Origin of the sequence: Anabaena sp. UHCC 0399 (genome assembly GCF_034931465.1) — a bacterium.
Lineage (GTDB): Bacteria > Cyanobacteriota > Cyanobacteriia > Cyanobacteriales > Nostocaceae > Trichormus > Trichormus minutissimus.
Genome location: NZ_JAYGGZ010000022.1, coordinates 27,146 through 40,339 on the forward strand (window position 1 = coordinate 27,146; position 13,194 = coordinate 40,339).

Below are 13,194 nucleotides of genomic sequence, written 5' to 3' on the forward strand. Positions count from 1 at the left end.
GACATCAGTACAAGTTGCCCCAGAAGCAATATCACCAGTACAATCAGTACAAGTTGCCCCAGAAGCAATATCACCAGTACAATCAGTACAAGTTGCCCCAGAAGCAATATCACCAGTACAGTTTAATCCTGTTAATACTGCCTCTCTTCCAGACACTAACTTTGACAGTAATCAGTGGTCATCAACTAGCGATGACAGTCAATCTCAAATTGACACATTTATTCCCAGTGATAGCATCCACAGCCCAGATTTCAGCTATCCAGAACCAGAAGTCAATGTAGCAGTAGAAGACTTACCATTGATGTCTGCTAAACACTCAGACAATACTGCCTTGACTGATATGCCTGCGAGTAATGTCACCCCGTTTACACCACGTAGTTACAATCCCCCAGAAAATGTAGCTCCTATATTGGGAACGGGGAAGAAAAGGAAAAAAGCTGAACCTGTTGATTTATCTGATGTCATAGCTAAAACTGATGTCGAGTTGCAGCGTCTAGGATGGACACCAGAACAAGGAAGAGAATACTTAATTAAAACCTACGGTAAGCGAGGACGCACTTTACTGACAGAAGAAGAGTTACACAGTTTCCTCAAATACCTAGAATCACAACCTGACCCCATTGCCGGGTTTTAATTCAATCATTACTTAGATGTAGGTTGGGTTAAGTGCAGCGCAACCCAACATGGATTAGGGTGTTGGGTTTCCTGACTCCCCAACCTACATTTACTAGTTAACCCACAACCGCTACTGGAGGACGGATACCAGTAGCGTGACGGTCAATCACTTGGTCAATTAAGCCATATTCCTTGGCTTCTTCTGGTGACATGAAGAAATCACGTTCAGTATCTTCTGCAATGCGCTCAATGGGCTGACCTGTGTGTTCAGCTAAAAAATCATTCAGCCGTTTCTTGTGATACAAAATTTCCCGCGCCTGAATTTCAATATCAGTTGCTTGACCTTGTGCGCCGCCTAGCGGTTGGTGAATCATAATCCGCGAATGGGGTAAACTCATCCGTTTGCCTTTAGCACCAGCACTAAGGAGAAAAGCACCCATACTTGCCGCTAGTCCAGTACAAATAGTACAGACATCAGGGCGAATGTGTTTCATTGTATCAAAAATTCCCATACCAGCAGTTACAGAACCACCAGGAGAATTTATATACAAATAAATGTCTTTTTCTGGGTCTTCAGCATCCAAAAATAGCAATTGGGCAACTATTAAGTTAGCTAAATGGCTATCAACTTGTTCACCCAAAAAAATAATCCGCTCACGCAACAGGCGTGAGTATATATCAAAAGCGCGTTCACCGCGACCCGATTGTTCAATGACGATAGGAATAGTCATGCAGCTTACTTGTAGCTATTTTAAATTCTATTTTATCGATGACAACGGCTAATTGTGGTCTTTGGTCAAAGTTAGTAGATGGAGGAATATCCGTCCTTGCATCATTTCTCTGAATGTTCAGTGGGTAGAGACGTTGCAGTGCGGCATCTCTACAGGCGTTATTTCCTGCCCCATGTCTTTTAAAAAAGACTACTTACATAGTGGATGCAGCAATCAGGTAATTTCATGCTTTTTACCTTTAAACTCCTCAAATAATGCCCAATGAGATGAATAACCAAATTCATCGTCACGAGATTCATATTGTTGAATCCAATTTTGGAGAAACTCAAAAGTTTGAGCTTGTTCCTCTGGTGATTGGAATTTATGAGACTCCCAAGGGCGATTACGGTTGTTTTCGAGGCATCTATCAATACCGGGATTGAGAAAATAGATTTCCGTGGCGAATTCTATAGCAATTTCGATGAGCGTACTATAGCAACCTTCAATTATCCACCCAGTATTATTTTTGATAAATTGTCGTAAATCATTAGCTGTATCTTCGTGAGAACGGCGTACAGCAATTTGATTGTGTTCCCATGCAATAGTATCAAGATCGAGAACTGGAATAGCCAAACTTTGTCCAAGTTTATGTGATAGAGTGCTTTTCCCCGAACCGGAATTACCAAATATCAAAATTCGATACATTTTATTGATTTTTTTAAATTATAAATAGGAGTTATGAGTTAAAAATTTAGTTTAATTTCTAACTCATAACTCTGGAATTTTTATGTTTTAAAACTGCCGCAAAAACCGCAAATCACTGGCATACAAGCGGCGAATATCATCGATTTGGTGTAAGACCATTGCAAAGCGTTCTACACCAAAACCAGCCGCAAATCCGGTGTAAATTTCTGGATCATAACCTACAGATTTCATTACATTTGGATCGACCATACCGCAACCCATGACTTCCAACCAGCGGCCATTCCACTGCAAATCTACCTCAGCCGATGGTTCAGTGAAGGGGAAATAACTGGCACGGAAGCGAATGGGTAAATCGCCAAACATTGCTTGTAAAAATACTTTGATCGTGCCTTTGAGGTCGCTAAAAGTCAGCCCCTCATCAATGGCTAACAGTTCGATTTGATGGAAAACTGCTGAGTGGGTAGCATCAACATTATCTCGCCGATAAACTCGCCCTGGAGCAACAACCCGGATGGGTGGTTCTTCCTTTTCCATGTAACGAATTTGTACTGATGAGGTATGAGTACGTAAAAGATTACCATCTGGCAGGTAGAAAGTATCCTGCATATCACGGGCGGGGTGGTCAGGTGGCGTGTTCAGAGCCTCAAAATTGTAGTAATCTGTTTCCATCTCCGACCCTTGTGCCACCGTGTAGCCCATACCAACAAAGATATCCAAAGCTCGGTCAATAATGCCGTTAAGGGGATGAATACGACCTTGGGGACGGTAAATACCCGGCATGGTGACATCAAGAGTTTCCGCCTCTAGCTGTGCCTGAATTTGGGCAGTTTCTAAGGCGGCTCGTTGCTGGTCTAAACTGGCTTGTAAGGCTTCCTTGACTGTATTGGCGATCGCCCCAATTTTTGGTCTTTCCTCCGCACTCATCTGCCCCATACTCCGCAACATCGCCCCTAGTTGCCCTTTTTTACCCAGATAACTCACTCTGAGTTCTTCTAAAATTTCTAGGGTATTGGCAGCAGCGATCGCTTGTTCTCCTTCCTGCCGCAGTGCTAAAAGTTGAGCTTCTAAGTTGCTAGTCATTAGTCAATAGTCCATAGTCAATAGTCAATAGTCCACAGTTTTGGACTATTCGACAAATAACTTTAGTAGTATGCCATTTATTTATCAAACACAGGAGTTAAAACCATAGCTCTTTTTACCAGTTTAGAGCTGAATGAAAAGTGACAGGTGACAGAATATCACCTATCACCTGTTACCTGTCACCTGTCACCTGTCACCTGTCACCTGTCACCTATTAACCTATGAAACTACTAATTAGCAATGACGACGGCATTTATGCTTTGGGTATTCGTACCTTGGCTAACGCTTTAGCTGAAGCAGGACATGATGTAACTGTAGTTTGTCCAGATCGGGAGCGATCGGCAACTGGCCACGGACTGACTTTACACCAACCGATTCGCGCCGAAATTGTCGCGTCAATTTTTCATCCCACAATCAAAGCTTGGGCTTGTGATGGCACGCCCTCGGACTGTGTAAAACTGGCGTTGTGGGCTTTATTAGATTCTCCCCCCGATCTAGTGGTTTCTGGCATCAATCAAGGTGCAAATTTAGGTACGGAAATTCTTTATTCTGGAACTGTCTCTGCTGCTATGGAAGGCATGATCGAAGGTATCCCCAGTATAGCTATGAGCTTAACTAGTCATACTTACAAAAACTTTCAACCTGCGGCGCACTTTGCTAAAACTCTTATAGCACAACTCAGTGTTAAGCCTATCCCCGATTTAATGTTGCTCAATGTTAATGTTCCTCCAGTTAATTGGGAAGAAATTGCTGGTGTCCAACTGACTCGCCAAGGAGTGCGCCGCTATGTAGATGTTTTTGATAAACGCATCGATCCGCGTGGTAAAACCTACTACTGGTTAACTGGCGAAGTTTTAGAAGATGTTGAACCACCAGCTGGATTAAATCTTGAGCAAAACTTCCCCATTGATGTAAATGTGATTCGAGATAACTACATTAGTATTACGCCATTGCAATACAATCTTACTTATGGTAATGCGCTAGATAAGTTATCTAACTGGGAATTCAATTTTTCTTAGGGGTTTCTGGGAAGCAGGGACAGAAAAATTCAATGCCCAGGGGAGCAATGCAAAAAAGTGAGATCATCGTGAAATGAGCAATGCAGGGGGAGCAAAGATAAAATACGAGTAATTTTTACTATCAAACCTTCTCGTCTATTCACTTAATTTCTTTTTCTCCCTCTGCCTCCCCATTTCACAAAATCGCGTTACTCCCATGCCCATTGCATCTTTATTATGCAATAGAGTCAAATTTAGGCTATAAAGTAGGAGCTTGATATTACTGATACACATATTCTGGGCATAATTAGGTACGTGCTTGGTACGACCTCACCTGGTTTACATAACTTAGCTCAAACTACTTATGCTGTTTTACCAATAATTACCAATAATTTATTTCTCTATCTTCTCCGGTAAAACAGTATAAATTTAACAAAACAACTAACACTTTTTTCTTGCTCGCCTGCTCAGTCCAGAAAGCAATACCCATGTCAAGGATAGAGAATCAATTTACCGTACAATTTTGGGGCGTTCGCGGCAGCATCCCCAGTCCAGGGCCACACACTGTCCGTTATGGCGGTAACACCCCTTGTATCTCAATGCAAGTGGGCGGTAAACGCTTAATTTTCGATGGCGGTACAGGGCTGCACGTTTTGGGGCAATCTTTATTGCGCCAAATGCCACTAGAAGCCTATCTATTTTTCACTCACTCTCACTGGGATCATGTGCAGGGGTTTCCCTTTTTTGTACCAGGATTTGTGAAAGGGAATAATTTTCATATTCACGGTGCGATCGCTCCTGATGGTTCTACCGTAGAACAGCGTCTTAATGATCAGATGCTCCACCCCAATTTTCCTGTACCGTTGCAGATCATGCAGGCTAACCTGCATTTTCATGACGTTCACCCAGGGAAACCGATACAAATTGATGACATTACTGTAGAAACAGCATCACTCAACCATCCTGGTGAAGCGGTGGGATATCGAGTCAACTGGTGTGGTGGGGCGGCAGTTTACATTACCGACACAGAACATTTTCCTGATAAATTGGATGAAAATGTGCTGTGGTTGGCTCGGAATGCGGATATTTTGATTTACGATTCCACTTATACTAATGACGAATACTATTCTCCTAAATCACCGAAAATTGGTTGGGGACATTCTACTTGGCAAGAGGCGATAAAAGTAGCTAAAGCGGCCAATGTCAAGACGCTAGTCATTTTTCATCATGATCCTGCCCATGACGATGATTTTTTAGATCATGTAGGTTCTCAAGCCTTTGCCCAGTTTCCTGGTGCAATTATGGCACGGGAAGGCATGGTACTTCAAATTCCTGTTTCAGCCCCGTTATCAGAATCTTTTTCTGTTAGTAATCTTGCTGGATAAAAGTTGCTGTCGGAGTGATGGTAGATTTTAGATTAGATTGGTGATTAGGAACTATCAACTGGTTTGAGCGTACCTGTGAGGTAACTAGCAACCGATTGATGGTGAAATAAACCTCAATTCCCAAAATCCAAGTGCTAAATCTGTCTCAAAATGGGTGTTCTGTGTGGGTTGCTGATGCAACTGAAAGACTGCTAACGCCAACTGCTGTCGCCCTTGGCAAATTTGATGGCGTCCATCTTGGCCATCAAAGGGTGATTCAACCAGTTTTGCAGCCAGTCAAAAGAGATGGGAAGCTGGGACTCGCTACGCCACCACTCCCACAAGCAGATCCCCTAGCAGCACCACAAGAACGGATATACTCCACAGTCGTAACTTTTCGCCCTCATCCCCAAGAATTTTTCACAGGACAAGCCCGGACTTGGTTAACACCGTTAGATGAAAAAGTCGAACAATTGCGATCGCTTGGGGTAGAACAACTAGTCTTACTGCCTTTCGACAGGGATTTAGCGGCTTTGTCTCCCGAAGAATTTGTAGAAAAAATTCTTGTGCAGAGGCTACACTGTCAGCAAATTAGTGTCGGGCAAGACTTTTGTTTTGGTAAACATCGTCGTGGAACTGCTCAAGATTTGCAAGCGATCGCCGCTACATATAATATTCCTGTCACCATAGTTACTCTAGAAACTTCCACCCTTCCCGCCCTCAACAAAAATAGTTGTACCAGCCTAGATATCAGTGACAATGCTCCCATTAGCACTTCACTAATTCGCAAGTCTCTAGAAACTGGAGATATCAAAAATGCTAATCGATGCTTGGGAAGACTGTACACCCTAATTGGTACGGTTGTGGAAGGTGAGCAAATAGGTAGAACCATTGGCTTTCCTACCGCTAACCTGGAACTCCCTATTGATAAGTTTGTCCCCTGCAAAGGTGTTTATGCTGTCCGCGTGCAGATTCTGAGTGAGACACCGGAAACTAATACATCACGTGAGATTTGGGGAGTGATGAATATAGGCAACCGTCCCACTGTCAACGGGACTTATTCCTCAGTAGAAGTACATCTATTAGATTGGATTGGCGATTTGTACGGAAAAAAGCTAATTGTGGAGTTAGTCGAATTTCTGCGTCCTGAACAAAAATTTCCGTCCCTAGAAGCCCTCAAAAGTCAAATTCAACAAGATTGCGCGATCGCTAGAGAAGTTTTATCACAAAGCTGAATTTGGGCATTGGGATTAAGAGGAATTGGGGCAGGGAGGAGGATGCAAAAAAAGTCAAAAGGCAAAAATTCTTCACTGCGTGACGCTAACGCGTAGCTTGCTTCTCCGGAGGAGTATAATTTTGAATTTTGAATTTTGAATTGCTTAAGTGGGAACACTGTAAATACCGGGGTGGGGAATAAGGCATAGGTTATTCTCTACTCCAGTTTCTTCTAGCCCAATCACCAACCCCAACCTGTGGTACATGAGAGAAAAAATTGACGCTCTAACCCAAAATCTTAACCGTACCATCGTTGGTAAAACCGAAGCCATACGCCTAGTTCTAGTGGCATTATTAGGCGGTGGTCATGCCCTTTTAGAAGATGTCCCTGGAGTCGGTAAAACTCTCCTGGCTAAATCCTTAGCACGTTCAGTTGATGGTAAATTTCAACGGCTACAATGTACCCCTGATTTACTACCAACAGATATCACAGGTACTAACATCTGGAATCCCAAAAGCGGCGAATTTAGTTTTCTTCCCGGCCCTGTGTTTGCGAATGTGTTGTTAGCTGACGAAATCAACCGCGCCACACCCCGCACTCAATCGGCTTTGCTGGAAGTCATGGAAGAACATCAGGTGACAGTGGATGGTGTTTCCCGCCCTGTACCGCAACCTTTCTTTGTGATTGCTACCCAAAATCCTATCGAATATCAAGGTACTTTCCCGCTTCCAGAAGCTCAAATGGATCGATTTATGCTCTCCTTGAGTTTGGGCTATCCCTCGGCGGACGAAGAATTAGAAATGCTGCAAAATCTCCAGCATGGAATCAAGGTAGATGATTTACAATCTTGTATAACTTTGGCAGAAATAGCAAAATTACGTCAATTCTGCTCCCAGGTGAAAGTCGAAACTTCCTTGCAACAATACATTCTAGAATTGGTGCGGACAACACGCCAAGATGAAGAGATTAGCCTTGGTGTGAGTCCACGGGGTACAGTAGCCTTACAAAAAGCCACCCAAGCCTTAGCTTTTCTGCTGGGGCGTGATTATGCGATTCCTGATGACGTGAAAATGCTCGCGCCTCATGTGCTGTGTCATAGACTCATTCCCAGGGGTGGGCGTAGTGCGAGAAGTGTTGTTGAGCGATTATTGCGATCGCTTTCTATTCCTTAAGCTGAAATTTCCTGATCTAGCCTGAAGTTGAGCGGTGTTAGCATCTGTCAAATACTCCAAGTCTAAAGACACGCTCGTTTGACGGCTTTTCAAGTCACTTTCTCTCAATCAATTTTGGATTTTAAATTGGCAATTTTAGTAGGTCATCAAATTTGAATTGAGGGATAAGAAAGTTCGTAGTAAGGACTTTAGTCCTTAGAAAAATCAGGACTAAAGTCCTTACTACGAACCGTCAAAACTAACTTGATAGACCATTAGATTTGTTCCACCCACAAGGGGTGGGACTTGTAGCGAAAAAACAATCCAAAATCCAAAATTGGCACGATGAACTGGTATCACACCTTCACCTCAGTCATGAGGCGAGTTAATATCCACTTTCTTCTTCGTATTCTGGCTGTCTTTCTTTGACTTTTTTAGGGATATTCACTGGTTGCGGTGGTGTATCTTCCCAAGCATCGCCTTCTAAATCCTCATAATCATCGTAATCGTTGGCGTAGGGCTTGGGCTTGAATGGTTGGGCTGGTGGTTCTTGATATCTGTCCCTACCTGTGGCTTCACTCCAGTTATCCTCTTCGTCTTCTTCGTATTGAATGGACTCGTAAGAACGCGCCTTCATGACTTCACGCCGTGGCCTTTCTTCTTCTATGTAGTCCTCATTCCATTCTTCTTCTATGGCTACGGGTTCGGGGGTGCGAACTTTAGGCTTGGGTGGCTGTAAGGGTACGCCACTGGGAAGTTGATTGGATGGTGCAACGGTGCGGGGTGCAGAATAGCCGTATTCTTCCTCTGCACCTCTTTCCCAAGGTGCTTTACCGATGCCCAGTCTTTCCAAAACACCGACTGTTAACTGGTTGATGCGTTCTTCAGCACCTTCAAACACAATTAATCGGCTGGGGCCGGTGCTAACAACTTCTTCTATTGATATCTCGTAGGTACTCAAAAACTGGTCAGGAATTTGTGGCACTCCCAGGGAAGCGATGACGATGGAGTTTAATTTACCTGTTTCGCCTTCAAATTTGAAGCCGCGCACTTTGCCTAATACTTCACCTGTTTCTGTAATTACTTCCCAGTTCATCAGGTTACTGAGGCCTTCGACTTCAATATCTTCGATGACATCTTCGTTATCAACCAGGATGACATCACCAAATTGGTTGATGCTGCTAAGGTACATATAACGTGGCAGACCAGAGATGGAGATCAGGCTGTCTCGCAAACCAAGAGCCACAACCTCTCTTTGATCAATATCTACCCAAACTTGACTCACAATGCCTAGTCGTTTGCCATTGTCGCGGGTAATCACCTGGGTATTTAATATGTCGGAACGCCTAATTATCTGTTCAGAGGTCATTCTATACGGAGTCCTGATCTCGAATCCGGTTTATCTATACACTATTATTAACAAAAACTCAAGCAGATGTATTCGAGGATTGCAATTTAATGCCCAAAACTTGGGTGTAAGCTCCCCTTGCTTGAGTAACGCCAATTGTGCGTTCGGCTGATTCTATCATCGGACGGCGCAAACTCACAACTATGAACTGGGCTTGTTGTGCCTGTTGTTTAATCATTCTAGATAATCGTTCGACGTTTGCGCCATCAAGAAACATATCAACTTCGTCAAAAGCGTAGAAGGGTGAAGGGCGGTAACGTTGCAGGGCGAAGATAAAGCTGAGGGCGGTGAGGGATTTTTCACCCCCAGACATGGAAGCAAGTCTTTGGACTGGTTTACCTTTGGGGTGGGCGACTAAATTCAAGCCGCTAGCAAAGGGATCTTCGGGATTGTCGAGTTGCAGGTAGCCGTCACCGTCGGAAAGGATGGCAAAAATTGATTGAAAGTTGATATTAACAGCATCGAAGGCTTCTTTAAAGGCTTGTTGTCGCAAGGTGGTAAAGTTTTCAATTCTTAAGAGTAATTCCGTGCGTTCTCCTTCTAATGTCTGCAATTTTTGACTAAGTTCTTCCAGGCGGTTTTGGGTACGTTCGTATTCTTCCAAAGCCAACATATTCACAGGTTCCATTGCCTGCAAGCGTTTGGAGAGCGATCGCAATTCTTTCTGCAATTCTTCTAAGTCTACTTTATCTGGGACTTCCGGCAAGGGATTCGGCAATTCGGCGGCGACTTCTTGTAGTTGGGTTTGCAGTGCTGCTAAGTCTTCCCGCCGTTTAAGTTGGGTTTCTTGGAGTTTTTGGATTTCCCATTCTAATTGTTGTTGGCGCAGCAAATGCGATCGCACTTTCTGTTCTAGTGCATCCCGTTGTTGCTTTTCTTCACCCAAATTCTTTTCCATTTCGTTCATTTGGGTGCGGGTGGCGGTGATTTGAGTGCTGAGGGCTGAGTGCTGAGTGCTGAGGGCGGTGATTTGGGTTTGTTGGGTTTGTTGTTCTTGTTGATAGTCGGTAATGCGTTGTTCGGCTTCCTGGATGCGTTCTTGCAGACGTTGTTGCTGATTTTCCAGATTTTTTAATCTTTGTTCGGCTTCCCTAAAGGCTGTTTCTCGTTGCTGTAATTGCTGTTCTTGGGTTTTAATTGTCGCCTGGATTTGTTGCCATTCGCTGGGGGTTTGGGAGGCTTCTAACTCGGCTAGGGTGTGGCGGAGTTGCTGTAATTGGCTTTCTTGTCCTGGAAGTTCATTATTTAATATTTCTAGGCGGGATTGGGCTGTGGTGAATTTTTCGGTGTTTTGGGTGAGTTGCGATCGCGTCCCTGTTAACTGGGCTGTTAAACTCTTAATGTCTTTTTGCAACTGCTCTAATTGCAACTGCTGTTCTCGCCGTGCTTGACGTGTTTCTGTGAGTTCTTGAGATAGTTGTTTGGTTTTAACTGATAAAGTAGCGATCGCATCACTACAACGGTCTAAAATCCGATCAATATCCTGCAAACGCTGTTTTAAAGTTACAACTTCGTCTGACTCCGCCGCTTCTCCCTTCCCGAAGCGCAACGATGAACGCTGGTTCATGCTACCGCCAGTCATTGCGCCACTGGTTTCTAGAAGTTCTCCGTCTAGGGTGACGATGCGATACAAGCCGAGATTCTTTCGCGCCTGTTCCAAGTTGGCGAATACGACTGTGTTACCGAAAACATAATTAAATACATCACGATAACGGCGATCGCATTCTACTAAATTCACTGCATAGCTCACAAAGCCATTAGCTAATCGTAGTGTTGCATCTTGGGTAATTCTAGGGGCTTGAATTTTATTTAAAGGTAAAAACGTTGCTCTCCCGGCGCGTTTTTGTTTGAGTAATTGAATCCCGGCGGAGGCGATACCGTCATCTTCCACTACAATGTGTCCCAAACGCGCCCCAGCCGCAATTTCCAACGCCAATTGAAAACGGGGTTCTACCCGTCCCAAATGTACCACCAAACCACAAACCCCAGGCATTCCCGATTGGATGATCACTTTACTCGCTTGAGTTCCTTGGACTTCTTGCTGTGCTTGGGTTTGCGCGTCAATTTTATCTAACTGACGCTGCTTTTCCCGTTGTTCTTGCAACAGTCGCTTTTGGGTTTCCTGTTGGATTTGTAATTCCTGTTCCGTGGCGGCGAGATTTTGGGCTAAATCTTGAATAGGTTCGTTGGAAGTCTGAAACTCTGCTTGTAACTTTGTACACTCAGCTTGCTTTTCTGCTAACTGCGGTTCTAAAGTAGCAATTAACTGCGTTTCTTCTTGAATTAACTCCTGTAATTGACTGTTGCGTTCCCGGAGTTGTGCTTGTTCAGTACGCTGGGGTTCTAAAGTTTGCAGCAAAGTTTCAATTTGACGGTTGAGTGCAGTTTGTTGCTGTACCCACGCCTCCGAAGCTGTAGCGATCGCTGCGGCGGCTTCACGGGACTTTTCTAACCCTTGTTGTGTCTCCTCCCGTTGCTGCTGACAATAGAGGATAGATTGCTGTTCTAGACCCTGCGCTTGGACAATTTCAGTCAATCCCTGGTGATGCTGTTGAACTTCTTGCTGAGTTTGCGCCAACCGCCTAACAGTTTCCTGCAAAGCTGTGGTTAACTCCGTTTGCTGTCGTTGTAATTGCTTCCGTTCCGCCTCTTGGGTAGCGAGGGTAGACTGTACCGCCAATAATTCCTCTTCACCCAAAGCTTTGACGTGAGCATTGAGTTGTTCTAATTCAGCCGTTTTTTGGGAAATTTCTGTATTTAGGCTGGTGAGTTGAGTTGTCAGTTCCCCATAATTGCGATCGCCGGCTTGAATTTCCATCGCCAACTTTTCCTGCTGCGCTTGCAGAGAACGCCAAGATAAAACCGCTTCCCAAGACTGCTTATGCAAAAATTCAGTCCGTAACTTTTGATACTTCTCCGCCTTAGCCTTATCTTGAGACAGGCGATCGCGCTGTAAAGTTAACTCAGTCTCAATAATCCGACAACTATCTTCCTTTTCCTTCACCTCATCCAAAGTAGCCTTAGCTTGATGAATCTTGCGATCAAAAGCAGCCACCCCAGCCAACTCATCAATAATTTCCCGACGTTCCTTAGCATTCATCGAGATAATACTAGTCACATCACCTTGCAGCACCACGTTATACCCTTCTGGGTAAATCCGCACACTTTCCAACTGCTCATGCAACTCTGTCAGCGTACAAGAAGCACCATTAATATAGTAATTCGACGTATAACTTCCCTGATGAGTTACCCGTAGCCTCCGAGTTACACTCCATTCCGTTGGCTTGTGACCATTGCCATTAACTATTGGCTGTGGTTCAGTTTCTGCCTCATCTTGTAATAATTCTTCATCACTGCTGACCACTGACAACTGATCATTGACATCTACCAAATCAGATAAATCAAAAGTCACAGTCACACTAGCTTCCACCGCCGCGCGACTTTTAGCCGTTTGAGTGTTATTCACCAAATCTGGGAGGCGATCGGCGCGCATACCCTTAGAACTAGAAAGTCCTAAACAAAACAGCAGTGCATCCAAAATATTCGACTTACCCGAACCATTTGGCCCAGAGACGACAGTGAACCCCGGTAGTAGAGGGACTGAAGTAGTACCACCGAAGGATTTAAAGTTGGTAAGTTCGACGCGCTTAATATGCACCATAGGTGCTAGATCATAGGGATAATGAAGAACAAGTGTATCAATTAATTTAAAATTAGCAACTAGTTTAGCCGAGAGAATTCCAGATTTTTCATTCCAGAGACTCCCATGCCGGCATTTGCCAGTCTGTTCATAGTACAACATACAACCAGACTGACAATGCCTGATGACTAAATCATGGGTATTGTTTTTTTGATCCACGGTGTCAGTACAAATCAGTCTAACTATGCTGATACCTTGATAAAAAATATTAAGAATGAACTTTACAAAAGAAAATTTGAGAAATTAA

The 13,194-nt window shown here is 44.0% G+C and carries 10 protein-coding genes; 5 read left to right on the forward strand and 5 right to left on the reverse strand.

The genetic code is table 11. The annotated features are described in order from the left end of the window. On the forward strand, nt 1-634 hold a 634-nt coding region (locus VB693_RS13650; protein WP_323266741.1), incomplete at its 5' end, for a hypothetical protein. 97 nt (nt 635-731) lie between these two features. Here VB693_RS13650 and clpP read toward each other — a convergent pair. The 3 genes from clpP to pheS form a co-directional block, all read right to left on the reverse strand. Beyond that, on the reverse strand, nt 732-1,346 hold the full coding sequence (gene clpP / locus VB693_RS13655; protein WP_190695789.1) for an ATP-dependent Clp endopeptidase proteolytic subunit ClpP: 615 nt from the start codon (nt 1,344-1,346) through the stop codon (nt 732-734). Nucleotides 1,347-1,559: 213 nt separating this feature from the next. Then, a complete protein-coding gene (locus tag VB693_RS13660; protein WP_323266742.1) occupies nt 1,560-2,030 on the reverse strand; it encodes a shikimate kinase in 471 nt (156 codons plus the stop codon). 87 nt (nt 2,031-2,117) lie between these two features. Further along, nucleotides 2,118-3,110, reverse strand: coding sequence for a phenylalanine--tRNA ligase subunit alpha (gene pheS / locus VB693_RS13665; protein ID WP_190695794.1), 993 nt, complete (start codon nt 3,108-3,110; stop codon nt 2,118-2,120). Nucleotides 3,111-3,331: 221 nt separating this feature from the next. Between pheS and surE the strand changes: the two genes are divergently transcribed. From surE to VB693_RS13685, 4 genes are all read left to right on the forward strand, one after another. Beyond that, nucleotides 3,332-4,129, forward strand: a complete 798-nt coding sequence (gene surE, locus VB693_RS13670; protein WP_323266743.1) for a 5'/3'-nucleotidase SurE — start codon at nt 3,332-3,334, stop codon at nt 4,127-4,129. A 467-nt stretch (nt 4,130-4,596) separates the two neighbouring features. Continuing rightward, nucleotides 4,597-5,493, forward strand: coding sequence for an MBL fold metallo-hydrolase (locus VB693_RS13675; RefSeq protein WP_323266744.1), 897 nt, complete (start codon nt 4,597-4,599; stop codon nt 5,491-5,493). Nucleotides 5,494-5,624: 131 nt separating this feature from the next. Further along, nucleotides 5,625-6,707: a bifunctional riboflavin kinase/FAD synthetase gene (locus tag VB693_RS13680; RefSeq protein ID WP_323266745.1), complete on the forward strand. Its 1,083-nt coding sequence runs from the start codon at nt 5,625-5,627 to the stop codon at nt 6,705-6,707. Between the two features lie 244 nt (nt 6,708-6,951). Next, on the forward strand, nt 6,952-7,860 hold the full coding sequence (locus VB693_RS13685; RefSeq protein WP_323266746.1) for a MoxR family ATPase: 909 nt from the start codon (nt 6,952-6,954) through the stop codon (nt 7,858-7,860). 364 nt (nt 7,861-8,224) lie between these two features. Here VB693_RS13685 and VB693_RS13690 read toward each other — a convergent pair whose 3' ends face one another. Both VB693_RS13690 and smc read right to left on the reverse strand, forming a co-directional pair. Next, nucleotides 8,225-9,208, reverse strand: a complete 984-nt coding sequence (locus VB693_RS13690; RefSeq protein ID WP_323266747.1) for a PRC-barrel domain-containing protein — start codon at nt 9,206-9,208, stop codon at nt 8,225-8,227. A 58-nt stretch (nt 9,209-9,266) separates the two neighbouring features. Beyond that, entirely contained in the window at nt 9,267-12,908 is a 3,642-nt protein-coding gene (smc, locus tag VB693_RS13695) for a chromosome segregation protein SMC (protein ID WP_323266788.1), read from the reverse strand. Nucleotides 12,909-13,194: the final 286 nt, after the last annotated feature.

Excerpts from the sequence above, each read along its gene's own strand:
- clpP (WP_190695789.1), bottom strand. The coding sequence starts at position 1,346 with ATGACTATTCCTATCGTCATTGAACAATCGGGTCGCGGTGAACGCGCT.
- VB693_RS13660 (WP_323266742.1), bottom strand. The coding sequence starts at position 2,030 with ATGTATCGAATTTTGATATTTGGTAATTCCGGTTCGGGGAAAAGCACT.
- pheS (WP_190695794.1), bottom strand. The coding sequence starts at position 3,110 with ATGACTAGCAACTTAGAAGCTCAACTTTTAGCACTGCGGCAGGAAGGA.
- surE (WP_323266743.1), top strand. The coding sequence starts at position 3,332 with ATGAAACTACTAATTAGCAATGACGACGGCATTTATGCTTTGGGTATT.
- VB693_RS13675 (WP_323266744.1), top strand. The coding sequence starts at position 4,597 with ATGTCAAGGATAGAGAATCAATTTACCGTACAATTTTGGGGCGTTCGC.
- VB693_RS13685 (WP_323266746.1), top strand. The coding sequence starts at position 6,952 with ATGAGAGAAAAAATTGACGCTCTAACCCAAAATCTTAACCGTACCATC.
- VB693_RS13690 (WP_323266747.1), bottom strand. The coding sequence starts at position 9,208 with ATGACCTCTGAACAGATAATTAGGCGTTCCGACATATTAAATACCCAG.
- smc (WP_323266788.1), bottom strand. The coding sequence starts at position 12,908 with ATGGTGCATATTAAGCGCGTCGAACTTACCAACTTTAAATCCTTCGGT.